Source organism: Mesorhizobium sp. M0166, from assembly GCF_040322255.1.
Lineage (GTDB): Bacteria > Pseudomonadota > Alphaproteobacteria > Rhizobiales > Rhizobiaceae > Mesorhizobium.
The window spans coordinates 1-23848 of the sequence record NZ_JAMYTD010000019.1 but is presented as its reverse complement, the minus strand read 5'-3'; the positions used below and the strand labels follow the sequence as shown (position 1 = coordinate 23848).

Sequence of the window (23848 nt, the reverse complement as noted above, 5' to 3'; positions counted from 1 at the left end):
GATTGTGGTTTCCAGGCTTCTGGACAGGCGCACTCTCCTGATCACCGTGATATGCCTGTGCGGGGCATGGCACCAAAGTGCCAAGGGGGTGAGCGTTGGAACTCAAATTTCTGTTGGTCGGGTTTGCCTGCGCGGTTGCCGGCATGCTCTCCCTCGTCACCTTCTTGAAGTGGTGGGAGGTGAGGGCGGCCAGCCGCTGGTCTCCGACGCCGGGAAAGATCATCTCGTCGCGGGTCGAGGCTCGCGAGGTGACCAGTTCGGGATCCGGTTCGGACAGCAGAGGGTCGACCGAGATGCGCAACTTCCCGGCAATCACCTTCGAATACAAGGTGAACGGCAAGACATTTCGCAGTTCGCACTACAGCGTGCAGGAGAACCTTGGAAACTTTGCCGTGGCGGAAACCCTTGCGAAATTTCCAAACGGGGCCGGCGTAACCGTCTTCTACAATCCGGCCGATCCAGCCAAGGCCGTGATCGAACGCACCATGCCCGACGGCTCCTTCAAGTTCATGGTCCAGCTTTCGGCCGGGCTGGTGGTCGGCGCGCTTGTATTGGTCTTCTCCGTCGGCGGCATCCTCGAAGCGATCCGGCCGTATTTGCCCAAGCCGCAGAACCTCGGCGCCGCTGCCCTGCTGCTTTTCATGGGATTGTTTGTCCTGCGCATGGGCTTTGCCCAGAAGTCACTGGCCGAACAGGCGGCCAAATGGCCCATCACGGCAGGACGCATCGATGCTTCGGGCCTGCAGAAATTCGAGACCCGCGACAGGTCCGGAGGCGGCTATCGGCCCTGGCACACAGTTTTCAAATCCCGCATCGTCTACAGCTATAGCGTTGCCGGCCAGCGCTACGCCGCCGATCGCATCGCTTTCGGCGCAAACGTGACGGCTTCGCTGCCGAGCCTCGTCAGCGGTCAATCGCAGCGCTATCTCGAGGGCGACAAGGTCGAGGTCCACTACGACCCCGCCAATCCGGCTGCAGCGGTTCTCGAATGCAGGGTGAGCGGGCTTTGGCTCCTGTGGGTCTGCGCCGCCGGCTTCCTCGGTGGAGCCGCGCTGCTGGTAGGCGTCATCTGAAGCTGCTGTCCTACGCTGCATATCCAGCGGAGGAAGGCACCTGTCGTCAGCATCTGAGAAGAATTCCGCTGTCGAAGCCAGGCCATGTCAATCTCACCGTCGCCCCGTCGACAACAATATGGATGACGCGGGAGAACGGCTCTTCGGCCGACGGGTTGGATCCGTAGCATTGGCTGGCCCGCGCCACCCAGCCCGTTGGCGTCTTGAGGAACGTTGCGTGTTCGCAGCCGAGAGCAGGGACCGACAGCGCGTCGCGATACAATGTGTAGACAGTCTGGCGTTGAACATCCGCAACGGCGGTACAGTTCGATCTGTTCCCGGACCATGTGCCCACATACTGTTCCGCGGCGAAGGCGTGGCCGCACGAAAATCCTAGGATCGAAATGAGCATCAAGAGATTTCGCATCATCGATTCTTTCTTTTCGACGTGGCCTTGGGCCATGCTAAAGCATCAAACTTCACAATGCTGCTGCTCCAAGGGACTTAAATGATCATCCGCAAAGCAGCAGCTATTGTTCTGAGCATGCTGAGCCTGTTGCAAGCAGCGAACGCAACAGAATGTTCGCTCAGCCATGCGACGTATCGCGAGCCGCGTTCGGGAGCGACGATACAGTTCCGGCCCACAGACAACGAGCCGGCCGCGCTGACGACCGAGGTCTTTTCGCTGATCGTGCCCAACACCGACCTTCGTCTGCCGTCGGACATCACCTGGACCAATGGCAAGTACTCGTTTCCTGTGGGCACGATCCGGCACACCTGCACCGACGACGATCGTGAGGCGGGTCTCGAGGACGGCACCGGGCTGTGCAGAGTGTGGGATGGGCAGGTCTATGCGTTCAATGCAGGCGGTGCCGAGCAGTTGAGCTCCCGCGAAGCCTCGCCGGCACCGGCAGGGTTGCTGTTGCCTGACTTCGGCGCGATTTTTACCGAATGGCCCGATTTCGCCAATGCCAATCCCGATGGTTCAGCCTGGGATGCCTTTACCTTGTCGGGTTGCAGCGATGAATAGCAAGAGACTGCCGGCCTACGTCTGCGCCCTGCCGGTCCTTATGGCCATGGCCACCGGGGCTCGTGCCGACCAAAGCAAGCCGTCGCATCCCCCTATCGACAAATGCAGCTGGGAACGGCTGGCGGACAAGGATGTCGGGCTGGCTGCCTGGGTGCAGCGGTGCGATTTCGGTTTTCGCCAGATTCATTTCGAGCTTGGCGGCAATGCTCTTGCCATCAAATACAGCGACGGCGGGCCAGCCGATCCCGTCGTCGAAGTCTTCGATATACTGCCGGGCGAGGCCGCCGACGCTGCGTTGCAGCGCATTTTTACGCAGAAGACCGAGAAAGCCATCAGCACACGTTGCGTGCTCATGCCTTACACCGAAGGGGCGACGCCCGCGCGCATCCTCCGGTATGTTTTCAGTCCCGATGCCGCCTATCGTGAGGAATTGAAGACCGTCGCCAACCCTGACGAGGTCGGCGAACCGCCTTGCGGCGAATGGGGCGAAGCCCCGGACGGCATTCAGTATTTCGAGGTGCAATCACCCGACCTGCGAAAGCTTCTATTCGTTCGCGTCGGCCAGGAAGAGCCGCTGTTTGACGAGCAGACACTGCAAGTCCTGCCACCCGGGTAACGCCGGGATCTCAGCCGTAGTGCCAACTGGGCTTTGGTTCGATGCCGGTGAACATCACCCCAATTCGATCCTCGCGGCGCCAGCGGACCACGGCCTTGTAGGCAATTCCGTCGGTCGGAACATAGAGCAGGAACTCATCGGGCACGCGCGCGTCGATCGAGACCTTCAATTCGGCGCCGCCGGCATGCATGTTGCGCAGCGTGCATGTGACCTCGGAGTTGGTCATGCTGGTCAGGATCGTCGCGCCCTTGAAGACGCGCTGCCGGCGTTTGTCCCTCTGTTCGTCCTCGGCCATTGCACGCAATCCAGCCATCTTCGCGTCTCGGGCGTTCTGATCGGGAGGACTATTAGACCTGCCTGATAAAAATAACGTTATCACCAGTGAGACTGGCGATTTTCGAGATTCCTGGCGGGAAGAAAAAGGCGCCGCGAAGCACGGCGCCGAATGATGCTTGTTGTCGGCCTGCTCAGCTATAGGGCGAATAGCATTGCTGGCGCGGCCCATTATAGGGCTGGAAGGTGTTGTCCCAGGCGCGGTACGACCGGTAGCGATTGTAACACCATTGGACATGTGCACTGGAAAGCCGCCCTGCGTGATAGTAGCGGCGCGGTGGCGGCGCGTCGTAGTAGTTGTAGTTGTTGTACAGGCTGCCAAGGCCGAGCCCCAGGCCCAAGCCAAGAATCGCGGCACCCGCACTATCATCATAGTAGCCGCCGCGGTAATGGCGGCGATGGTGGCGCCAACGCCAGCTGTCGTCCCAGCCGCCATTGTCCCAGTGTCTCGAGAAATGACGGCCGCGGAAATTGTGGGACCGCCATCTCCAATCGTCGCCGCCGTGCCATTGCCGGAAGCCGTGGTTGCGCCATCGCCAGATCTGCCTGTCGTTGCCGCCTGCCCAATCTTCACGAATTTGCACGATGTCGGCGGCATTGCCCGCCACCGGCAGCAGGGGTTTGGGCATCGGCCCGGCAAGCGAGGGGACCGAGAGGCCGGCTATCAGACCGAGGGCCATGAGCCCGGATCCGACGGAAGATAAAAAGAGCGGTTTCATCGCACTCTCCGAAGATTCAGGCCCCACGCCCAGAATACCCCGGGGAAGGGCCTATTGATGGAACTTTCCATCTGAACGGAAGATGAACAAAAAGGTTCCGTCAACCATGGCGAGCGCGCGATCAATCAGAGCCGGTTTCGGCACCCTTGTTTTCGGGCGCGCTTGCGGGCAAAGGTCAAAGCCATGTCGCTGCGCCTTGCCACCTTCAACGTCGAAAACCTGATGAACAGGTTTGATTATTCCGGATACCGCAATCAGCTCAACGAAGATCGCACGCTGGCGCTTTTCGACATCCAGAGCGAGGCCGAATACAAGATGCTCGAGCAGGCGCGGGCGATCGCGCAGTCTGACGACACGCGGCAGTTGACGGCACTGGCGATCGCGGCCACCCGCGCCGACATCATCTGCATGCAGGAGGTCGACAATATCGAGGCGCTGAGGGCCTTCGAATATGGCTATCTATTCAAGATGGTGGGGCAAGGCTACCGGCAGAAATACACCACCGCCGGCAATGATTCGCGCGGCATCGACGTCGCCGTGATGATGCGCAACGAGACCGCGCAGGGCCAGCCGATCGAATTCGTGCGCATGACCAGCTACGCCTATGTCACGTTCGAGCAATTCGGGCTGCACACGGCGGAATTGGCAGCACTTGGACATCAGGCCAATGAGCGCATCTTCCGGCGCGACTGCCTGGAAATCGATCTGACGGTGGCTGGAGCGCCGTTGACGCTCTATCTCGTGCATTTCAAATCGATGGGCTCTCCCCGCAACGGCCTCGACGGCCGTGAAGCAACAATGCCGCTGCGCATCGCCGAGGCGCAAGCGGTGCGCCGGATCATCGAGGAGCGCTTCGGCAAGGACCATGCCGCCGACAAGCGCTGGGCAATCTGCGGCGACATGAACGACTACCGGCAGCGCGTGAAGATTACCGGCGATGCCGTCGACGGCTATCGCTTCGAGGTCATCGACGAGACCCGGTCCTGCATCGACGTGCTCACTGCCGGCGGTTTTTGCGAAAACGCGGTCGAGCGGCGGCCGGAAATGGACCGCTGGACTTTCTATCACACACGCGGACCGGAAGAGCGGCATCTCTGCCAGCTCGACTACATCCTTTTGTCGAGGGCGCTAGCCAGGCAGAACGCCACCGCCGTTCCCGATATCATCCGCAATGGCCAGCCCTGGCGGACCATATTTCCGGCGGGCCAGGAGGTCGAGCGCTTCCCACGCGCCGGGTGGGACCGGCCGAAGGCATCCGACCATTGCCCGGTAGCAATTGCCCTCGACATGGCGTGAGACCGGCGTGAGTTTCGACCTGCCGCGCAACGTCATCCTGCCGGTCGATGCCATCGATGTCAGGCTCGATCCCGGCCCGCATCCGTTCGAGCGCGACAATGCCGAGGCGATCGCGGTGAACTGGCGGCGTGAGACCGCAGCCAGGCCGGCGCTTTTCGACGGCACCGTGGTGCTGCTTTCCGCGCTCAGCTATCGCGACAATCGCCTCGTCGGCCGCTGCCATGCGGTGCGTTATTCGACCTTCATGCTTTGGCGCGGCAATCGGCAGGTGGCCGGGGCCGAGCATGCCTATGCGCATGCCATGCTGGTCGCCGGCGACAATGCGCTGGTGGCGATCCGAATGGCGCCGCATACGGTCAATGCCGGGCGCATCTACTTCGCCGCCGGTTCGTTCGAGCCAACCGATTTCCGCGACGGCCTTGTCGACGTCGACTTCAACATGATCCGCGAGGTGCGCGAAGAGACTGGCCTCGATCTGTCGGGCGCGACACGCGGCAGGCGCCATTACGCCCTGTCGACGACAAGCGGCACGGTGATCTTTCGCCGCTACCGCGAGAGGGCCTCCGCCGACGACCTGGCACAGCGGATCAGCGCTTTCGTCGCCACCGAGGCAGAGCCAGAAATCGAAGGCCCGGTGATCATCCGCAATGCAGCCGACCTGCCGGACGGGTTGATGCCGCATATGAGACCGCTGATCGAATGGCACTTTGCGCGGGGCCAGGATTAGGTCAGCCGTTTCCGCAACCTGCTCACTCATGCCTCAGCGCGTCAATCGGGTTGAGCCGTGCGCCGCGCAGCGCCGGGAAGAAGCCGAACACCATGCCGATCAGCGCGGAGAAGCCGACCGCAAGCAGGATGACCGCCGGGCTCGGCGCAAACGGGATCGTCAGCGTCACCGAGGCGAGGCCGGCAAGGGCCAGGCCGATCAGGATGCCGATGATGCCGCCAAGCAGCGACAGCACGGTTGCCTCGACCAGGAACTGGATGAGGATATGCTTTTCGTGGGCGCCGATGGCGAGCCTGATGCCGATCTCGCGCGTGCGTTCGGTTACCGACACCAGCATGATGTTCATAATGCCGATGCCGCCGACGAGCAGGCTGACGCCGGCGACGGCGCCGAGCATGCCCGTCATGGTGGTGGTGGCGCTGGTCATGGCATCGGCGATCTGGGTCATGTCGCGGATCGAGAAATCATCGTCGCGGTCGGGCGTGATGCGGCGCGTGTCTCGCAAGATGTCCTCAACGCGCTGCTGCAGCACCGTGGTTGGCGTACGGTCGTCGGCGGCGACATAGATCGACTCGATGTCGCGGTTGCCGGCAATGCGACGCTGATAGGCGGCGAGCGGCATCAGCACGACGTTGTCCTGGTCCTGGCCGAAGCCGGTATAGCCCTTCGGTTCGAGCAAGCCAATGATCTTGCAGGAAGTGCGGTTTACGCGGATGATCTCGCCTTCGGGGTCGCCGGCGCCGAAGAACTGCTGGCGCACCGTTTCGCCGATGAGGCAGACGCCGGTACCCGAGCGGGTTTCCGAATCGCTGAACGGGCGGCCCGAAACCAGCTTCCAGTCGCGGGCATCGAGATAGGCGCTGTCGGTTCCGGTGACGCCCGAAGTCAGGCTTTCGGTGCCGAAAATGACGCGCACCTGCTTTTGCGACGCCGGTGAGATGGCGCGCGCGCCATCCAGATGCGCGACAAGCGCTGCGAGGTCCTTGTCGCCGAGCGGTCGGACGACCTGATCGAGCCCTCCAGGTCCGCCAGGCCCGGCCGGACGGCCGGAACGGATGACGAGGAGATTGCTGCCGAGCTTGGAAATATCGGACTTAACCTTTTCGGTGGTGCCCGAGCCGATGGTCAGCATGGCGATGACGGCGGCGACGCCGATGACGATGCCGAGCAACGTCAGGAACGAGCGCAGCACGTTGCGGCGGATGGAGCGTAGCGAGAGGCGGACGGTTTCCCAGATCATGGCTAGGCCATCTCGAGACTGGCTGTGTCGGAGGCGACATGGCCATCGAGGAAACGGATCGTGCGCTGCGCATAGCCGGCAACATCGGCTTCGTGCGTGACCATAGCGATGGTCAGGCCGAGCTCACTGTTCAGCTGCGTTAGGAGTTCCATGATCTCGTGCGTGCGGGCGGTGTCGAGATTGCCGGTCGGCTCGTCCGCGACGAGCAGCATCGGCCTGGTGACGATGGCGCGGGCGATCGCCACGCGCTGCTGCTGGCCGCCGGACAGCTCGGCCGCCGTATGATGCTCGCGGCCGACAAGGCCGACCTCGGCAAGTGCCTGCATGGCAAGGCTGCGACGCTCGCGGGCACCGACGCCGCGATAGATCAGCGGCAGTTCTACATTCTCGGCGGCCGTGGTGCGCGGCAAGAGATTATAGCCCTGGAAGACGAAGCCGACATAGAGGTTGCGCAGCAGGGCGCGGCGGTTGCGGTCGAGACGGCCGGCGTCGATGCCTTCGAAGCTGTAGGTCCCGGCCGTCGGCGTGTCGAGGCAGCCAATGATGTTCATGGCCGTCGATTTGCCCGAACCGGACGGGCCCATGATGGCGACGAATTCGCCGCGCCTGATGGCGAGGTCGACGCCGGCCAGCGCATGCACCCGGGCCTCGCCCTGGCCATAGCTTTTCCAGACCTTGTCGAAGCCGATGAGGGTCGCGCCCGATGCCACGATCAGCTCCGCTGCTGCGAGGCGGTAATGACTTGTGCGCCTTCCTCCAGGCCGGAGACGATCTCGGTCAGTTCGCCGTCTGTCGAGCCGACCCTGACGTTGACCGGATGCGGCCGGCCATTCTCCAGCACGTAGAGCGTGCGCGAGCCGTCGGTGGGCTTCGTCGCCGCCTGGCGCTGGCGGTTGCCGCCGGGGCGTCCCATGCGGCCGGTGAACAGGTCGGTGAGGCTCCAGCCGCGCTCCGCCGTCTGCGCCGGCCGGTAGCGGAAGGCGATCGATGGCACCGTGAGCACGTTCTTGGCCTGCTTGGTGACGACCGAGACGGTGGCAGTCATGCCGGGCCGTAACAGAAGCTCGCTATTGTCGACATCCAGCCTTGCATCGTAAGTGACGACGCCGTCGGTGGTGACCGAGGCATAGGAAATGTCCCGGATCTCGGCGTCGAATGGCCGTTCAGGAAAAGCGTCGACGGTGAAGCGCGCATGCTGGCCAGGTTTGACGGCGCCGATGTCGGCCTCGTCGACTGCAGCCTTCAGCTCCATGTTCTTCAGATCCGCGGCGATGACGAACAGCACCGGCGCCTGCAGCGAGGAGGCGACCGTCTGGCCTGGATCGACCGAGCGCGTCAGTATGATGCCGTCGATCGGAGCGTAGATGGTGCTCTTGGCAAGATCCGTCTGCTGCGCCTTGAGATCGGCATTGGCCATGGCGAGGTTGGCTTTGGCGATATCGAGCGCTGCCTTCGAGCGGTCGCGCGTGGCGGTTGCGGCTTCAAGCGATTGGTCCGTCGCCATGCCGCGCTTGGTCAGTTGCGCGGCGCGCACCAGCGCCTTTTCGTTTTCGGCCAGGGTCACGGTGGCGTCCTCGACACTCGCCGCCGCTGCCTTGGCGGAGGCCTGGGCGCGCTCGATCTGCACCTCCAGCTTGGCGGTGTCGAGCGCGGCCAGCACATCGCCCTTCTTCACCAGCTGATTCTCGTTGACCGAGACCGAGCGGACGACGCCGGAGAGTTCGCTGGAAATATCGACCTGGGTGAGGGGCTGCAGCGTGCCGGTAGCCGAGACCGCGACGGTAAGGTCGGCCATGGCGGCCAGTGTCGTGGTATACTCGATCTTGGCGGGCGAGCCCGCATACCACTGGTAGCCGACGACACTCGCTGCGACGGCAAGCAGTGCGAACACTGCGTAAAGCCAACCGCGACGGCGTTTTGTCTTCAGGCCCTGGTGGTCGAGCCCGAGCGCCGTCTCGATGGCGGAAGCGGATTCCGTCTTTGGCAGATTGACAATCTGGTCCACGCCGGACCCCTATGTTCAGTGATATCCCATCAGTGCACAAATCAGGCTTAATGATTCAAAATTCAAATTAAATTTCGCTCATGTTGGGAATGAGGCAGAGGACTTACTGAGATGCAGCCGCGGAATTACTTGCTTTACGACGTATTCACCACCAACCGGCTGGCCGGCAATCCGCTGGCCGTGGTGCTCGACTGTGACGGGCTGGACGTTGCGGCGATGCAGGCGGTGGCGCGCGAGTTCAACCTGTCCGAAACCGTCTTCGTGCTGCCGCCGGACAACCCGAAGCACCGGGCCCGCATCCGTATCTTCACGCCCGACTATGAAATGCCGTTCGCCGGCCACCCAACCGTCGGCGCCGCGATAGCGCTCGCCGAAATGGCGGGAGAGGCCGCCGGCATCTTCGTGCTGGAGGAGAATATCGGCCCGGTGCGCTGCGCTGTCAGCAAGCACGATGGTTCGACCTTTGCCGAGTTCGACCTGGCGAAACTGCCGGCGCAGCTGGAATTGTCGGCCGATCCCGAGGCGATCGGCGCGGCCCTTGGCCTTGGGCCGCACGAGATCGGCTTCGAGAACCACCGCGTTTCATTCTGGTCGGCTGGAGTGCCTTACGTGACCATCCCCGTCGCCAACCTGGAGGCGGCTGCCCGGATCAGGCTGGACAACCAAGCGTGGTCGGAACTGGCACCGCGCAAAAGCGAATGGGCCTTCGCCAGCCCCTACATCTATTGCCGCGAGACGGTGCACCACGACAGTGCCTTCCATGTCCGCATGATGGTGCCCGGCAATCCGTCCTACGAAGACCCGGCGACCGGCTCGGCGGCGGCCGCGTTCGCCGGCGCGATCATGCATTTCGACGGCCCGACCGACGGCGTTTCACAACTGTGGATCGAGCAGGGGCTGGAGATGGGCCGGCCTTCGCGCATTCGCCTCGAACTGAATGTCGAAGGTGGCAAACTGGCGGCCGCCCGCATCGGCGGCCATGCAGTCAAGGTGGCGGAAGGCAGGCTTTTTGTTTGACGGGCGCGGCACTTCGGCGATTTGTCGGGAAATGAATCCCACGGGGCTGGACATGGCGGATGTCGGCGGCTATATGCCCGCCAACGCCGGTTTTTCCGGCCGAGTGGGTGCGTAGCTCAGTTGGTAGAGCAGCTGACTCTTAATCAGCGGGTCCACAGTTCAATCCTGTGCGCACCCACCAAATTCTTCAAAGACTTGGTGGAAAAGACCCTGAAAGCGGGATGTTTCGCTGCCACCCGGTGGCTGCACTCATTCGGCCTTTATTGGATAGTTGGCCGCAGATAGCTGAGGATCGCCCGCGTTATGGCGAGGACGCCATCGACAGCTTCGAAACTCGTTTTGCTTTTGCCAGCGATCCATTCGAGTTCAGGATGCCTGGGCAGTCGAAGTGCATGGAATAGCGCCTCGCCCGAGAGACCGCCCAGTTCAAAGAATGTAGGTTCATCGTCTGCGTAGTAAGGAAAGTGAAAATTCAGCTGAATCGCCCCACCATATCCAAGCTTGAAGGTCATTCTGACTGTAACATTGTGACCAAATCTGTCCTCAAAAATTCCGCAGAAACCAAGGTCCCTGGCATTGTAGTTATGCCATTGCCTCGCCAATCCCAAAGAACTCCATGCCTTCAGGGTATGGGCTTTCAGTTCTTTGCGATTAGGGAATTTCGTCATTTCTGGAGTTAGATGGGTTGGCGGATCGTAATAGCCGGTTTCTGCTCGCCATTCTTCTGCGGCATTGCGAAGATCTTCAAAAATCTGGACGATTCGCGGATTCGTCGGATTCCCAGAGCGGACTGAAATCCGCCATCGAGAAATCATCTCGCACAGCTCTTCGACCGTATGGCCTGATCGCTCTGCCCAATCCTCCGTGGCCACTATCCACGGCGAATTGTATTTCAGCCCGGCAAAAGCTCCGCTCTTGCTGTCGAAATCTCCGATAATCCGAGCAAGAATATCGCGAAGCCCCTGTTTGGGGTCTCCGAAAATTTGTGAAGGTTGGTTCATCGACGCAGCCCGAACTTTGCGAGCGCTTACTTCTCCGAAACCCCCGCCTCCGCAAAGCTTGCCATGCGGGCATGGCACTCCAATGCCGAGCGGACGATGTTGACCGCGAGGCAGGCGCCGGAGCCTTCGCCGAGCCGCATGCCGAGATCGAGCAGCGGCGGCAGGCCGAGCGCCTCCAACAGGCGGCGGTGGCCGGACTCGGCCGAGACGTGAGCGGCCATGGTGTGGGCAAGGCCGGCGGGATGCAGCCCGGCCAAGGGTGCCGCGGCGGCGGTGCAGACGAAGCCGTCGAGCAGCACCGGCACGCCGAGATGGCGCGCGGCCAGCGTCGCGCCAAGTATTGCGGCGAGCTCGCGCCCACCGAGGGCTGCCGCTATCTTCAGGGGATCGGCCAGCGCCGGGGCGTGGCGCTTCAGGCCGGCCTCGATGGCGACGATCTTGCGCACGAGGCCGGCGTCGTCGACGCCGGTGCCGCGCCCAGTCCATCTTTCCGCGCCGCCGCCGAACAGCGCGGTCGAGATGGCTGCCGCCGGCGTGGTGTTCCCGATACCCATTTCGCCGAAACAGACTAGGTCGAGATCCCTGCTGATCGCGTCGTAGCCTGCCGAGACGGCGGTGAGGAAGGCCTCGTCGTCCATCGCCGGCTCTTGCGTGAAGTCGCCGGTCGGACGGTCGAGGTCGAGCGGGATGACGTCCAGCTCCGCGCCGGCGATGCGGGCAAGCTGGTTGATGGCAGCGCCGCCGCCGGCGAAATTCGCCACCATCTGCACGGTGACCTCCGAGGGGAAGGCCGACACGCCTTGCGCGGTGACGCCGTGGTTGCCGGCGAAGACGAAGACCTTGACGCGGTCGAGCTTTGGCATGTCGCGGCCCTGCCAGCGCGCCAGCCAGGCGGCTGTTGCCTCCAGCCGGCCGAGGCTGCCTTGCGGCTTGGTCAGCGTGTCCTGGCGGCGGGCGACGGCAATGGCCGCGGCGTCGCTGCCACTGGGCAGGTCGAGGCAGGCGGCGCGCAGTTCATCGAGTGATTTGAAAGGCATGGGGGCAAAATCTCCGAAACAGAGTCAAGAAAGGGAAACGGAAGCGACGAGCAGGATCGCGATCTCGCCCAGCTGCTGAAGGGCACCGACGGTGTCGCCGGTCTGGCCGCCGATCTGGTTGAGGCAAAGCGTGCGGAAGGCGGCAAACAAAATCGCAAGCAGGATGAGGGCGAAAACGGCGGCGCCGAACCCAAGCGCCAGCAGCGCGATCGCACCGAGTACGGCACCGATACCGGCGGTTTCGGCCGTGACTGCGCCTGCATCAACCGAGAGGCCGTCGCTGCGAGCCGGCGGCAGCAGGTGCATGAAGGCGCCGGGCAGGCCGCGCGAAGCCGCTTGTGCGGCAATGAGGGCCCAGAGGACATGAGCCGGGCCGGCGAATCCAGAGAGCACGCTCCAGCGGATCAGCAGCGAGATGCCGAGCGCGCAGGCACCGTAGGCACCGATGCGGCTGTCGCGCATGATCTCCAGTTTCCTGTCGCGCGTCTTTCCGCCGCCAAAGCCGTCGGCGACGTCCGAAAGCCCGTCCTCATGCAGGCAGCCGGTGGCAAGCAAGATTGCGGCAAGGGTCAACGCTGCAGCAGGGCCAGCGGCAAGGCCGAGCCCTGTGCCGACGGCGTAGACCAGCGCACCGGCCAGAGCGACGGCGAGACCGGCAACGGGTGCTGCCCAGATCGCAGCGGCAAGGCTGCGGCCACGGAAGTCGGCTCTCGGCAGCGGCAGCCGGGTGAAGAAGACGAGGCAAAGCGCGATATCATCGAGAATTTGCTGTTGCGAGGGGATCTGGAGTTTGAGCATGATCTATTCCGAAAACCGGCTACCACTTTTCGGGATCATGCTCTCGCCCCTCGCAATGGCATGGAAGAAGGTGCCGCTGACATTTTCGCGCCGGTAGCCAGAGGCGCCGAGCGGATTGCCTTGTCCGTCGGCGAGATCGGCCAGCGGCTCGTCATTGCCGGTCGCAATCATCTGCGCGTAGTGGAATTCATGGCCGCGGATCAGGGTGCCTTGGCCGCCGAGCGGACAGCCGGACCGCAGCCGCGCCTCGCGGTAGCCGAGATTCATCTTGCGCTTGGCGAAGCTGGTCGAATGGCCGAGGAGGCCAAGCATCCGATGCGTCTCGCCCGACGCGTCCTCGAGTGCCTCGCCGAGCACCATAAAGCCACCGCACTCACCATGCACCGACCGCGTGGCGGCGAACCGCGCCATGCCGGCCCTGAAATTCGCCGCGGCCGCGAGGCGGCCTGCATGAAGCTCGGGATAGCCGCCGGGCAGCCAGCAGACATCGCAATTGTCGCCAGGCGCCTCATCGGCGAGCGGCGAGAACGGAACGATCTCGGCGCCGGCCTTGCGCCAATGCATGGCGACATGCGGATAGAGGAAGGTGAAGGCGGCGTCCTCGGCGAGTGCAATGCGCTGGCCGGGCGGCGGCAGCGCGTCGCCGAAATTGCCCGGCGCCGGCGTGAATGGCGCCGCCAGCGCCATAATCGCGTCGAGGTCGAGCGAGCGCTCGACCATGTCGGCCAGCCGGTCGAGATGCGCCATCAGATTCTCATATTCGCCGGCCTGGACGAGGCCGAGATGGCGCTCGGGCAGGTTGAGCGAGGGATCGCGCAGGATGGCGCCGACGACAGGCAAGCCGAGTGCTTCGATGGCATCGCCGCATAGCCGGCGGTGGCGCTCGCTGCCCAGCCGGTTGAGCACGACCCCCGCCATGCGTACATCCGGGTCATAGGTGGCAAAACCCTTGGCGACGGCCGCTGCCGTGGTCGACTGGCCGGAGACATCGAGTACAAGCAGCACTGGCAGGCCGTAGAGCCGGGCGAGATCGGCAGCCGAACCGGAACGACCTGGAGCAGCCGGAATCCCGTCGAACAGGCCCATGGCGCTTTCGAGCAAGATAAAATCGGCATCTTCGGTCGCTTCGCCGGCCAGTGCGTTGAGCAGGGCGGGTGGCATTGCCCAGCTGTCGAGATTGATGCCGGACAGGCCAGTGGCGGCGGTGTGAAAGCCGGGATCGATATAGTCCGGGCCGGATTTGGCACCGCGCACTTTCAGCCCGCGCCGGGCGAGCGCGCGCAAGATGCCGATGGTGACGCTGGTCTTGCCCGAGCCCGAGCGCGGCGCGCCGATGATGATGGCGCGGGTCATGGCTCACCCGCCAGTGCCGCGCGCATCCCGACGATGCCGCCGACGACGATCAACGCCGGCGAGGTCAAGCCGGCTGCCGCCGCTTCCTCGGCAATTGTGGCGAGCGTGGCGACGACGATACGCTCCTGCGGCGTCGTCGCGGCAACGATGACCGCGGCGGGTGTCGAAGATGGCAGGCCGCCCTCGAGCAGCGAAGCGGCGATCAGCGACAGGTTGGCCATACCCATATAGATGACCACCGGCTGGCCGGTACGGGCGATGGCCGCCCAGTCGAGATCGTCATCGGTGCCGGCGGCATGGCCGGTCGCCAGGATCAGCGCCTTGTTGATGCCGCGCATGGTGCCGGGAATGCCGGTCGCGGCCAGCGCGCTGAGGCCGGACGTCAGGCCGGGCAGGATGCGGAACGGGATAGTTTCCCCGGCCAGCGCCAGCGCCTCTTCGCCGCCACGCCCGAAAATATAGGGGTCGCCGCCCTTCAGCCTGACGACGCGCCGGCCCGCGCGCGCCAGCCGGACCAGCAAGGCGGTGATGTCGTCCTGCTTCATCGAGGGCTTGCCACCGCGCTTGCCGGCATAGAACAGTTGCGCGCCCTCGGCGACGGCGACGACTTCCGGCGAGACCAGCGCGTCATAGACCAGCGCGTCGCACTGTCCGAGGGCGGCCAGCACTTCCAGCGTCAGGCAGCCGGGATCGCCAGGGCCCGCGCCAGCCAGCCAGACATGCCCGGGCTCAAGCTGGCGCGGCTTGAAGTTCAGCCGGGTGAGCGCCTGCTCGACCGTAGTGTTTCTATTGCTGCCGCTCACAATCCGTCCCGTCCGCGAAAGCGCCGCTGGTAGTGCGCGTCATACAGTGAACTTTCGCCAAAGCCTTCCGCCGCCAGCGAGCGGCCGACGAAGATGATTGCCGTGCGCTCCATCGGATCGGCGGCCAATTGCACTTCAATTGTCGCCAGCGTGCCGGTCAGCACGCGCTCGTCCGGCCAGGAGGCGCGGAAAACGACCGCGACCGGGCAGTCGGCGCCGTAATGCGGCGTCAGCTCGGCGACGACGCGGTCGACGGCATGGATGGCGAGGTGGATGGCGAGCGTGGCGCCGGTGCGGCCGAAGCCGGCCAGGGTTTCGCCGGGAGGCATTTTCGAGGCGCGGCCGGAGATGCGGGTCAGCACCAGGCTTTGCGCGACTTCTGGAATGGTCAGCTCGCGGCGCAGCGCTGCCGCCGCAGCGGCGAAAGACGGCACTCCAGGCGTCAGCGTGTAAGGGATGCCGTGCTTTTCCAACCGGCGGATCTGCTCGGCAACGGCGCTCCAGACCGAAAGATCGCCGGAATGCAGGCGGGCGACGTCATGGCCGGCCGCGTGGGCGGCCAGATATTCTGCCTCGATCTCGTCGAGCGACATCGGTGCGGTGTCGATCAACCTCGTTCCGGGCGCGCAGTGCTGCAACAGCTCCGGCGCAACGATCGATCCCGCATAGAGGCAGACGGGACAACTGCCGAGCAGGCGGCTGCCGCGCAAGGTGATCAGGTCGGCGGCACCCGGACCGGCGCCGATGAAATGGACGGTCATGGCGCATCTCCGCTGATGGCGATGGCGCAGGTGACAGCACCGAGCACGGTGCGCGGCCCGAGCAGTTTTGCGCCTTTGCCGGCGGCGGCAAGCGCCGAGGCTTCGGAAACCGACGGGGTGCCGGCGTGCTCCTGCGATAGGTCGGAGTGGCTGGTCGTAGATGCAGCTTTGAGTTCGTCCTGCTCGACAACGATTACCGGAAGGCGGAGTTCGCGTCCGGCGGCGAAGATTGCCGCTTCATCCTGCTTGAGAGACGCGGTCGCGAGGGCCGAAAGCGCGGGCAAGGCAAGCCCGTGCGCCTCCAGCGCGGTTTCTACCGCGGCAAGCACGTCCGTTGCGCTGACGCCTTTGCGGCTGCCGATGCCCGCGACCATCATGGTTTGACCCAGCTCCATTGGGTAACCGGCATAGCTGGCCGCCAGGCCTGCATCGAACCGACCCGCGAAGCACGGGATACAGCGATGCGGTTGAGTTCACCGCCGAGCGCAGCGTGACGGGAAAGCAACAGCGCCTCCATCTCCAGCGTCACCGCGTTGGCGACGAGGCGGCCGCCGGCAGGTAAGGCACCGAGGGCTCTTTCCAGCACGCCGGCATCGCCGCCGCCGCCGCCGATAAAAATCGCCGTCGGCGTTTCCAGGCCGGCAAGCGCTTGCGGTGCCGAACCTTCGACGACGGTGAGACCGGGAACGCCGCAGGCCCCGGCGTTGCGTCGGATGCGCGCGGCGCGGGCCGGATCGGCTTCGACGGCGATGGCGCGCATCGACGGATGCGCCAGCATCCATTCGATGCCGATGGAGCCGGAGCCGGCGCCGATGTCCCATAGCAGTTCGCCGCGCCTTGGCGCGAGAGCGGACAGGGTGACGGCGCGTACTTCGCGCTTGGTGATCTGGCCGTCATGCTCGAACAAATGATCGGCAAGTCCCGCTGTCAGCGGCAGGATGCGTGCTTGCAGAGTCGAATCAACTTCGATCGCGAGCACGTTGAGCGGATTGATCTTTGCGAGGTCGAAGGTGCCGGCGCTCGCCGAGCGCAGCCTTTCGTTCGGGCCGCCAAGCGCCTCCAGAACCGTCAGCCGCGAGGCGCCGAAGCCGAGCTCTGTCAACAGACTGGCAATCGCTCCCGGCGCATCGCTGTCCGAGGTCAGCGCGAGAATGCGGGTGCAAGGATGCAGCAACGGCCGGATCAGGTCGAGCGAGCGACCATGCAGCGAAATGGTCTCGACGTCCTGCAGCGCCCAGCCAAGGCGTGAGGCGGCCAGCGAGAAGGCCGAGGGCGCGGGGATCACCCGCATATCCTCCGCCGCGACCTTGCGGGCGAGGGTGACGCCGACTCCGTGGTGGAAGGGATCGCCAGAGGCCAGCACGCAGACGCGCCTGCCGGAGAGCGCCAGCACGTCGCGCAGCTCGGCATCGAAAGGCGTCGGCCAGGTGCACGCTTCACCTTTGGCGAGCGACGCGACGAGGGCAAGGTGGCGCTTGCCGCCGAAGACGAATTCGGCCTCCGCGATCAACCGCTTGGCCTCGTCGCCGAGACCCGCTACACCGTCCTCGCCGATGCCGATGATCGTGAGCCACTTTGAGGTGAGCTTGGCGCCGCGCGGACCTTCAGCAGGCATGATGACCCACCGCATTCTGATCCTCGGCGGAACCACCGAAGCCCGGCAACTGGCCGGAAAGGTGGCCGCGCGCGCGGATATTTCGGTCATGCTGTCGCTGGCCGGCCGCACCGAAAGCCCGGCCGCGCAAGGGGTGCCGGTACGGGCCGGGGGCTTCGGCGGTGCCGGCGGGCTGGCGGGGTATCTCCGCCAGAACCAGATCGACCTGCTGATCGACGCCACGCATCCCTATGCGGCGCAAATCTCCGCCAATGCGGCGGAAGCAGCGCGCATGACCGGCGTGCCTATCGTTGCGCTCAGGCGCCCCGGATGGGAGGCGGTCGAGGGTGATCACTGGATGTTGGTCGATAGTGTTGCCAGCGCGGTGACGGCTCTGGGATCGGTGCCGCGCTGCGTGTTCCTGGCGCTCGGGCGGCAGGAGGTCGCTGCCTTCGAGGCAGCTCCCCAGCATCATTATCTCATCCGCAGTGTCGACCCGGTCGAGCCCAGGCTCGCTGTGCCCGACGCGACCTATCTCTTGGCGCGCGGGCCATTCCGGGAAGTCGACGAACATGCACTGCTTCTGCAACGCCACATCGATGTCGTTGTTTCCAAAAACAGCGGCGGCGAGGCGACCTACGGCAAGATCGCGGCAGCGCGAGCGCTGGGAATCGAGGTGGTCATGATCCGCAGGCCGGCGCTGCCGGACGTCGCGTCGGCCGAGACCGTCGATGCACTTGCCGCGATGGTCGATCATTTTCTGGTCGGTCATGTTCTTGGGCCCGCTGCCGAACGCGGCGTGTAGACCAGGGCGGCCTTGTCACCCCGCTTGATGATCCTGGTTTCCGGCGAGCCGATGATGATGCAGGTCGCCATGTCGGCCTTCGCGGCATCGGCGTCGGCCAGTAGACAAACCTCGATGCGCTCGTCGGGACGGCCGGCGGCACGGCCGAAGATCACCGGCGTGGTGCCGGGCAGGATCGCAGCAAGGCATTCGAAGGCGCGGCCTAGCTGCCATGGGCGCGCCTTGCTGATCGGGTTATAGAGCGCGATGACGAAGCCGGCGCCGGCTGCCGCCAGCAGGCGCAGCTCGATCAGGTCCCACGGCTTCAGATTGTCGGACAGCGAGATGGCGCAGAAATCATGGCCGAGCGGCGCGCCAATGCGGGCGGCGACGGCGAGCATGGCGGTGATGCCAGGCACGATAGCGATGTCGACCGCGCGCCATTCGGGCGGGCCAGCCTCGATCGCCTCGCAGACAGCCGCCGCCATGGCGAAGACGCCGGGATCGCCGCCCGACACGACGGCGACATCGTGGCCCTCCGCAGCCTTCATCAGCGCGTCCCTGGAGCGGGCGAGTTCCTCGCGATTGTCGGAGGCGATGCGGGTCTGGTCCGCGCGCAGGTCGAGCCGGTCAAGATAAGGCTGGTAGCCGTAGAAGAATTTCGCCTCGGCAACGGCGCGGCTGGCTTCCGGCGTCACCTGGTCGGCATTGCCTGGCCCGAGGCCGATGACGGTCAGGCGGCCGCTCATGCTTCGGCTCTCAATGCATTTGGCCGGCCCGACCAGCCGGCCACCAGCACGATGGCGAAATAGGGCGCCTGGTCGTCTTTTTTGTCGGCAAGCCGCATCGAGACACCGCCCGGCATGGTGCCGCGCTCGACATAGATTGCCCGCGCCAGCTTGTCGGTTGCCTCCAGCGCACGCCTGATCTTGGGCAGGTTGCGCCCGACTTTCATGATCACCGCGGCATCGGTGTCGGCAAGGCGGCGCGTCAGCTCGAATTCGCTCATGGTGCCCGGCAGCACCGTCAGCACATCGTCGCCCTGGACGATCGGCAGGCCGGTCGCCGACCAGCAGCCGGACATGGCGGTAACGCCGGGAATGACCTCGGTCGGAAAGCGGTGCGCCAGCCTGACATGCAGATGCATATAGGAGCCGTAGAAAAGCGGGTCGCCCTCCGAGAGTACCGCGACCATCCTGCCGGCGCTGAGGTGCTCGGCAAGCTTTTCGGCCGATTGCTCATAGAAATTGGTTATCTGCGAGCGGTAATCGCTGTGATCCTTGTCGATTTCGGTCGTCACTGGATAGAGCAGCGGCAGTTCAATCAAATCGGGGCGAAAATGGGTTTCGACGATGGCCCGGGCGTTGCTGTTGTTGCCGCGCTTAGCGAAATGCGCAACAACATCGGCCTCGGCCAGAGCACGCACTGCCTTCAGCGTCAAAAGTTCCGGGTCGCCAGGACCGGTGCCGACGCCGACCAGCCGACCTTTTGCGATCGCATTCATAGGCCCGGCCTCGCCAAAGCGTTGAGTGCGGCGGCGGTCATGGCGCTGCCGCCCAGCCGACCGCGCACGATGGCGTAAGGCACGCCATAGGAATTTTCGGCCAGCGCATCCTTCGATTCGGCGGCACCGACAAACCCGACCGGCATGCCGATGATCGCCGCCGGCCTTGGCGCGCCGTCGCGCAGCTTTTCCAGCAAATAGAAAAGGGCTGTCGGCGCATTGCCGATGGCGACGACCGAACCGGCCACGCGCTCGCCCCACAGGTCGATCGCCGCGGCCGAGCGGGTGTTGCCGATCTTTTTCGCGATGTCGGCGGTCCGCGGATCGCGCAGCGTACAGATCACCTCGTTGCCGGCCGGAAGCCGGGCGCGCGTGACGCCATGCGAGACCATCTGCGCGTCGCAGAAGATCGGCGCGCCGGCGCCCAGCGCCGTGCGCGCAGCGGCAATGAAATCGCGCGAGAAAACGAAATGCCGCGCAGCCTCGACCTGGCCGCAGGCGTGGATCATGCGGATAGCGACGTCGGCCTCGGCTTCGGAAAAGCGCGACAGGTCGGCCTCGGCGCGGATAATGGCGAAGGAGCGCTCGTAGATCGCCGTGCCATCATGGATGTAGTCGTAGGCGTTCTGGGCGGGCATGCTCATTCCTGTCGGTAGATTTCGGTGATGCCGGCCGCGCCGAGCCTTGCGAGGCAAGCAGCAGCAGTTTCGCCGGGATGTCGTGCGCTGCGGATCGCCGCTGCAATGCGGCCGATGCCGTGCGCAGCGTCGTAGCCCGGCCTGTATCCGGCGGGCAATGCCTTTGCCGTCCCGTCCACGACAAGTCCGGCTCCGTTTTCGCCGCCGACCAGGGTCAGCGCCGCCGGGCCGGGACGGGCGCAGCCCTTGGCACAGCCGGAGATGTGCAATGTGAGCGAGGAATCGAGGAGGTCGCGGTTTTCTGTAGCGATGATCTCGGCGATGTCGCGGGTGGCGATCCGGCCGGAGGCGCAGGCGGGTGCGCCGGGGCAGGCGGCGATCCTGGTGCGCGGATCAGCTGCGTCGGTGACAAAGCCGACGGTTGCGGCGGTTTTCTGGAGTGAAAGACATGCGGCTTGGGAGAGGCCAAGCAAAAGCAGCGCGCGACCTGGCGCCAGGCGGATTTCGGTGACGCCGAGGGTGAGGGCGTATTGCGTCAGGCCGATGAGCTTTTGCGCTGGCATACTGCCGAAAGGGAGGCCGATGCCGAGGGCGATTGCGCTGCCGTTGAGAGGGAAGAGGCCAATCGGCGAAGGCGTTGACTCGGACAGTTTAAGGGGCAGGCGATCCTGCACACCCCCCTCTGTCCTGCCGGACATCTCCCCCGCAAGGGGGGAGATCGGCAACTTCACCGCCAGCTCTTCCTCGGCAGAAATTGGCGAAAACCGAGATGAGGGCGCAATCTCCCCCCTTGCGGGGGAGATGTCCGGCAGGACAGAGGGGGGTGCGAAGGAACGCCAGCTTGCCAGAGATCTCAGCTGCCTCTCCGTCAAATCCCGCGCATGAGCATCGCGGCCCTTTTCGGCAATCATCCTGAGAATGGCGATGGCGATGTCACAAGCCGCATCTTGCTCGGCCATAACGAGTAGCATCGCAGTCTGACCGTCGTCAGTGACAGCCACCTGCCACTGCGTTCGCGCACCGGTCCGCATCGCAGCCAGCCTCACATCGGCCGTCACCGCATGCATGGCCAACTGCCCGCCGCCATCGACAACCACCGAAACCTTCGGACCGAGGCGCTGCGCCAGCCCGGCTTCTCCAATCGCAGCACGAATACGCTCAGCCAGCGGACGCGGGTCGGCGATCTCCTGGGGATCCAGCCCGGCCAGCGGGCCGGTCTCGACCGGCACGCCGGTGCGCACCGCGATGCCGAGCGCATCGACCTCCATCGCCAGCAGCCGCGCGCTCTCCGCCGTCAGGCCGCGTATCTGCAGGCTGCCACGCGCGGTCACTTCCATGATGCCGTTGCCATGCCGCAGGGCGGATTCGCCGAGTCCGATCAACGACTTTGGCGACAATCCTCCAGCGACCGGATTGAGCCGCACCAGCAGCCCGTCGCCGGTCTGCATCGGCGCGGACAAAGCAGGGCAGGCGCCGCGTCGGGAGAAGGCGTTCATGCCGCCACTCCAAGCGCCTGGGCTTCGGCAATCAGTGCGGCGAGATCGTCATCGATCGAATTGCGCAGGGGGTGCCAGAGCCCGCGCCGCCGGGCCGAGAGGAAACGCTCGGCAATCACCTTCGCCGCTGCCGGGTTCTCGCGCAGGATGAAGGCGCGGACCAAGGGGTCGCCAAGATAGGCGTCGTGCACGGCCTCGATCAGCGTGCCCGATATGGCATGGGTAGTTTCGGCAAAGCCGACAAGCCGGTCGACCGTCTCGGCGAATTCCGAAGCACCGCGCGGCCCGTGCCGCATCTGGCCGGCAATGAAGCGCGGGTTGACCGCGCGGGCGCGAACTACCCGGGATACGGCGTCGCCAACCGAGCGCGGCTTCGGCTTTTGCGGGTCCGTGGTGTCGAGCACGATGACATCGGCGTTTTTGCCGAGCGCGGCAAGTGCTGCCGAAAAGCCGCCGATGAAGGCGACGTCGGCCGAGCCTTCGAGGATGTCGCGGCCGGGGTCGTCGCCGGTATGTACCAGAAGGTCGGCCTCAGCGATGCGGCCCTCAAAAGCGCCGGGCGCCGAGACACCTTCGCCCTCGGAGCCGCCATAGGCGTGCGAGGTGGCGGCGAGATAGGTGCGGCCGATCTCTTCGCGCGCGGCCCAGTCGCCGCTCGACAACAAATCCTCGACGCCGGCGCCGTAAGTGCCCGGTGAGGTGCCGAAAATGCGCGGGCTGATCTTGCCGTCTTCACGGGTTCTCGCCGCGAGCGGGTTTTCCGAATCGTCCTCTTCGCGGGCGGCGACCGCGTTGGCCGCGGCATCGATCAGCGCGATCTGGGTCGGGAACATGTCGCGGAACAGGCCTGATATGCGCCAGGTGACGTCGACGCGCGGACGGCCGAGCGTTGCCGGCGGCAGCACCTCGATGCCGGTGATGCGGCCGGTGGCGGAATCCCATTGCGGCCGGCAGCCCATCAGCGCCAGGCCTTGCGCGATCTCCTCGCCGCCGGTGCGCAGCGAGGCCGAGCCCCAGAGGTCGATAACCAGCGAGCGCGGCCAGTCGCCATGCGATTGCATGTAGGCGCGGACGACTTCTTCCGCTGCCACCTTGCCCAGATCATAGGCGGTCGGCGTCGGCATGGTGCGCGGGTCGGCGGTAAACAAATTGCGGCCGGTTGGCAGCACATCGCGCCGGCCCCGCGCTGGTGCACCGGCCGGACCGGCGGCGACGTGACGGCCGTCGAGAGCCGCAAGCAGTGCGGCCTTTTCAGCTGCCGCGCTTTGCCGGCGCAACGGATCGGTTTCACCTTCTGGTGAGCGGCCGTAAATGTGTAGGCCGTCCTTGATGGCGAAATCCTTGAGATCGCAGAGCCAGGCGTCGATGCGGCGCAAAGCCTCGTCGGCTGCGTCGGTCCTGGCGACGCCGGCCTCTGAGGCGAGGCCCGTCTTTTCCGCCGTCTCGACGATCAGCTTGGCCAGGCGGTCGCGGCGGCGGCGGTCGAGCCCGTCGGCCTGGGCATATTCGTCGACCAGTCGTTCAAGCCTGTGCTGGTTTTCGTCCAGCCCGGCGCCGGTCAGCGGCGGCGGCAGATGGCCAAGCGTGACGGCGGCAATGCGCCGCTTGGCTTGTGCTGCCTCGCCGGGGTTGGAGACGATGAACGGATAAATGACGGGCAGGGCGCCGGTGACGATTTCGGGAAAGCAGTTTTCGCTGAGCGCGACGGTCTTGCCGGGCAGCCATTCCAGCGTGCCGTGGGCGCCGACATGGACAATTGCATGGATGCCGAGCGACTTGCGCAGCCAGAGGCCAAAGGCAACCAGCGCATGGCGCGGCGGCAGCGTCGGGTCGTGATAGTCGGCGCGGCGGTCAACTGAGCGCCCGCGGTCAGGCGCGAGTGTCACGGTGACGTTGCCGAAGGTGGCTGCGCGGAAGGCGAATTTTGCGGCGGCAGGCGCTTGAACACCCCCCTCTGTGGGGGCGCGCCGCTGGGGGGGGGGCGGGGGGGGGGGGGGGGCGGGCGCCGGGGGGGGTATGGGCGAGGGCACCACCCCCCCCCCCC

26 protein-coding genes and 1 tRNA gene are annotated in these 23848 nt (G+C 65.0%); 8 read left to right on the top strand and 19 right to left on the bottom strand.

Annotation, left to right across the window (positions count from 1 at the left end):
- Positions 1 to 95: 95 nt before the first annotated feature.
- Complete coding sequence (locus NKJ46_RS20500) at positions 96 to 1073, top strand: DUF3592 domain-containing protein (protein ID WP_352666945.1); 978 nt, start codon at positions 96 to 98, stop codon at positions 1071 to 1073.
- A gap of 46 nt (positions 1074 to 1119) precedes the next feature.
- Here the strand turns inward: NKJ46_RS20500 and NKJ46_RS20495 are convergent, their stop codons facing one another.
- Complete coding sequence (locus NKJ46_RS20495) at positions 1120 to 1515, bottom strand: hypothetical protein (protein ID WP_352666942.1); 396 nt, start codon at positions 1513 to 1515, stop codon at positions 1120 to 1122.
- A gap of 45 nt (positions 1516 to 1560) precedes the next feature.
- Between NKJ46_RS20495 and NKJ46_RS20490 the strand changes: the two genes are divergently transcribed.
- The gene (locus tag NKJ46_RS20490) at positions 1561 to 2082 is read left to right on the top strand and encodes a hypothetical protein (protein WP_352666940.1); all 522 of its coding nucleotides are present in this window, start codon (positions 1561 to 1563) and stop codon (positions 2080 to 2082) included.
- Complete coding sequence (locus NKJ46_RS20485; RefSeq protein ID WP_352666938.1) at positions 2075 to 2698, top strand: hypothetical protein; 624 nt, start codon at positions 2075 to 2077, stop codon at positions 2696 to 2698. Before NKJ46_RS20490 ends, NKJ46_RS20485 begins: the two co-directional genes overlap by 8 nt.
- A 10-nt stretch (positions 2699 to 2708) precedes the next feature.
- Here the strand turns inward: NKJ46_RS20485 and NKJ46_RS20480 are convergent, their stop codons facing one another.
- The gene (locus NKJ46_RS20480; RefSeq protein ID WP_352667134.1) at positions 2709 to 2993 is read right to left on the bottom strand and encodes a PilZ domain-containing protein; all 285 of its coding nucleotides are present in this window, start codon (positions 2991 to 2993) and stop codon (positions 2709 to 2711) included.
- A gap of 172 nt (positions 2994 to 3165) precedes the next feature.
- On the bottom strand, positions 3166 to 3750 hold the full coding sequence (locus tag NKJ46_RS20475) for a BA14K family protein (protein ID WP_352666935.1): 585 nt from the start codon (positions 3748 to 3750) through the stop codon (positions 3166 to 3168).
- A 183-nt stretch (positions 3751 to 3933) separates the two neighbouring features.
- Between NKJ46_RS20475 and NKJ46_RS20470 the strand changes: the two genes are divergently transcribed.
- Together NKJ46_RS20470 and NKJ46_RS20465 are read left to right on the top strand one after the other, a co-directional pair.
- Complete coding sequence (locus tag NKJ46_RS20470; protein WP_023720773.1) at positions 3934 to 5046, top strand: endonuclease/exonuclease/phosphatase family protein; 1113 nt, start codon at positions 3934 to 3936, stop codon at positions 5044 to 5046.
- A gap of 7 nt (positions 5047 to 5053) precedes the next feature.
- Positions 5054 to 5773 (top strand): hypothetical protein, encoded by a 720-nt coding sequence (locus tag NKJ46_RS20465; protein WP_352666933.1) that lies wholly within the window; start codon positions 5054 to 5056, stop codon positions 5771 to 5773.
- Positions 5774 to 5795: 22 nt separating this feature from the next.
- Here the strand turns inward: NKJ46_RS20465 and NKJ46_RS20460 are convergent, their stop codons facing one another.
- From NKJ46_RS20460 to NKJ46_RS20450, 3 genes are read right to left on the bottom strand one after another with little or no spacing between them, the layout of a single operon-like run.
- Positions 5796 to 7013 (bottom strand): ABC transporter permease, encoded by a 1218-nt coding sequence (locus NKJ46_RS20460; RefSeq protein WP_352666931.1) that lies wholly within the window; start codon positions 7011 to 7013, stop codon positions 5796 to 5798.
- A gap of 2 nt (positions 7014 to 7015) precedes the next feature.
- Positions 7016 to 7723 (bottom strand): ABC transporter ATP-binding protein, encoded by a 708-nt coding sequence (locus NKJ46_RS20455; RefSeq protein ID WP_352666928.1) that lies wholly within the window; start codon positions 7721 to 7723, stop codon positions 7016 to 7018.
- A gap of 2 nt (positions 7724 to 7725) precedes the next feature.
- A complete protein-coding gene (locus tag NKJ46_RS20450) occupies positions 7726 to 9018 on the bottom strand; it encodes an efflux RND transporter periplasmic adaptor subunit (protein WP_352666926.1) in 1293 nt (430 codons plus the stop codon).
- Between the two features lie 111 nt (positions 9019 to 9129).
- Here NKJ46_RS20450 and NKJ46_RS20445 point away from each other — a divergent pair, with 111 nt between their 5' ends.
- Entirely contained in the window at positions 9130 to 10035 is a 906-nt protein-coding gene (locus NKJ46_RS20445; RefSeq protein ID WP_352666923.1) for a PhzF family phenazine biosynthesis protein, read from the top strand.
- Positions 10036 to 10140: 105 nt separating this feature from the next.
- Positions 10141 to 10216: transfer RNA gene (locus NKJ46_RS20440), tRNA-Lys, on the top strand.
- A gap of 79 nt (positions 10217 to 10295) precedes the next feature.
- Here the strand turns inward: NKJ46_RS20440 and NKJ46_RS20435 are convergent.
- The 8 genes from NKJ46_RS20435 to cbiE are packed head-to-tail and all read right to left on the bottom strand — an operon-like array spanning position 10296 to position 17403.
- The gene (locus NKJ46_RS20435; protein ID WP_352666920.1) at positions 10296 to 11036 is read right to left on the bottom strand and encodes a hypothetical protein; all 741 of its coding nucleotides are present in this window, start codon (positions 11034 to 11036) and stop codon (positions 10296 to 10298) included.
- 26 nt (positions 11037 to 11062) lie between these two features.
- The gene (gene cobT, locus NKJ46_RS20430; RefSeq protein WP_352666917.1) at positions 11063 to 12073 is read right to left on the bottom strand and encodes a nicotinate-nucleotide--dimethylbenzimidazole phosphoribosyltransferase; all 1011 of its coding nucleotides are present in this window, start codon (positions 12071 to 12073) and stop codon (positions 11063 to 11065) included.
- Between the two features lie 24 nt (positions 12074 to 12097).
- The gene (gene cobS / locus NKJ46_RS20425) at positions 12098 to 12871 is read right to left on the bottom strand and encodes an adenosylcobinamide-GDP ribazoletransferase (RefSeq protein ID WP_352666914.1); all 774 of its coding nucleotides are present in this window, start codon (positions 12869 to 12871) and stop codon (positions 12098 to 12100) included.
- A 3-nt stretch (positions 12872 to 12874) separates the two neighbouring features.
- On the bottom strand, positions 12875 to 14224 hold the full coding sequence (locus tag NKJ46_RS20420; protein WP_352666912.1) for a cobyrinic acid a,c-diamide synthase CobB: 1350 nt from the start codon (positions 14222 to 14224) through the stop codon (positions 12875 to 12877).
- A complete protein-coding gene (gene cobA, locus NKJ46_RS20415) occupies positions 14221 to 15027 on the bottom strand; it encodes a uroporphyrinogen-III C-methyltransferase (RefSeq protein ID WP_352666909.1) in 807 nt (268 codons plus the stop codon). The genes NKJ46_RS20420 and cobA overlap by 4 nt, the downstream gene beginning before the upstream one ends.
- Positions 15024 to 15788: a precorrin-4 C(11)-methyltransferase gene (cobM, locus tag NKJ46_RS20410; protein ID WP_352666906.1), complete on the bottom strand. Its 765-nt coding sequence runs from the start codon at positions 15786 to 15788 to the stop codon at positions 15024 to 15026. Before cobM ends, cobA begins: the two co-directional genes overlap by 4 nt.
- Positions 15785 to 16165, bottom strand: a complete 381-nt coding sequence (locus NKJ46_RS20405; RefSeq protein ID WP_352666903.1) for a cobalamin biosynthesis protein — start codon at positions 16163 to 16165, stop codon at positions 15785 to 15787. The genes cobM and NKJ46_RS20405 overlap by 4 nt, the downstream gene beginning before the upstream one ends.
- Positions 16162 to 17403, bottom strand: a complete 1242-nt coding sequence (gene cbiE / locus NKJ46_RS20400) for a precorrin-6y C5,15-methyltransferase (decarboxylating) subunit CbiE (RefSeq protein ID WP_352666901.1) — start codon at positions 17401 to 17403, stop codon at positions 16162 to 16164. Before cbiE ends, NKJ46_RS20405 begins: the two co-directional genes overlap by 4 nt.
- A gap of 1 nt (position 17404) precedes the next feature.
- Here cbiE and NKJ46_RS20395 point away from each other — a divergent pair, with 1 nt between their 5' ends.
- Positions 17405 to 18187 carry a cobalt-precorrin-6A reductase gene (locus NKJ46_RS20395; RefSeq protein ID WP_352666898.1) on the top strand — a complete coding sequence of 261 codons (783 nt, stop codon included), beginning with the start codon at positions 17405 to 17407 and terminating at the stop codon, positions 18185 to 18187.
- On the opposite strand, the gene NKJ46_RS20390 is transcribed toward NKJ46_RS20395, so the two are convergent.
- From NKJ46_RS20390 to NKJ46_RS20370, 5 genes are all read right to left on the bottom strand, one after another.
- Positions 18151 to 18915 (bottom strand): precorrin-3B C(17)-methyltransferase, encoded by a 765-nt coding sequence (locus NKJ46_RS20390; RefSeq protein ID WP_352666895.1) that lies wholly within the window; start codon positions 18913 to 18915, stop codon positions 18151 to 18153. The genes NKJ46_RS20395 and NKJ46_RS20390 overlap by 37 nt on opposite strands.
- On the bottom strand, positions 18912 to 19670 hold the full coding sequence (locus NKJ46_RS20385; protein WP_352666892.1) for a precorrin-2 C(20)-methyltransferase: 759 nt from the start codon (positions 19668 to 19670) through the stop codon (positions 18912 to 18914). Before NKJ46_RS20385 ends, NKJ46_RS20390 begins: the two co-directional genes overlap by 4 nt.
- Complete coding sequence (locus NKJ46_RS20380) at positions 19667 to 20314, bottom strand: precorrin-8X methylmutase (protein ID WP_502903423.1); 648 nt, start codon at positions 20312 to 20314, stop codon at positions 19667 to 19669. The genes NKJ46_RS20385 and NKJ46_RS20380 overlap by 4 nt, the downstream gene beginning before the upstream one ends.
- Complete coding sequence (gene cobG, locus NKJ46_RS20375; protein WP_352666887.1) at positions 20311 to 21804, bottom strand: precorrin-3B synthase; 1494 nt, start codon at positions 21802 to 21804, stop codon at positions 20311 to 20313. The genes NKJ46_RS20380 and cobG overlap by 4 nt, the downstream gene beginning before the upstream one ends.
- The coding region (locus tag NKJ46_RS20370; protein ID WP_502903422.1) for a cobaltochelatase subunit CobN at positions 21801 to 23848 on the bottom strand (2048 nt) is incomplete at its 5' end. The genes cobG and NKJ46_RS20370, both read right to left, overlap by 4 nt.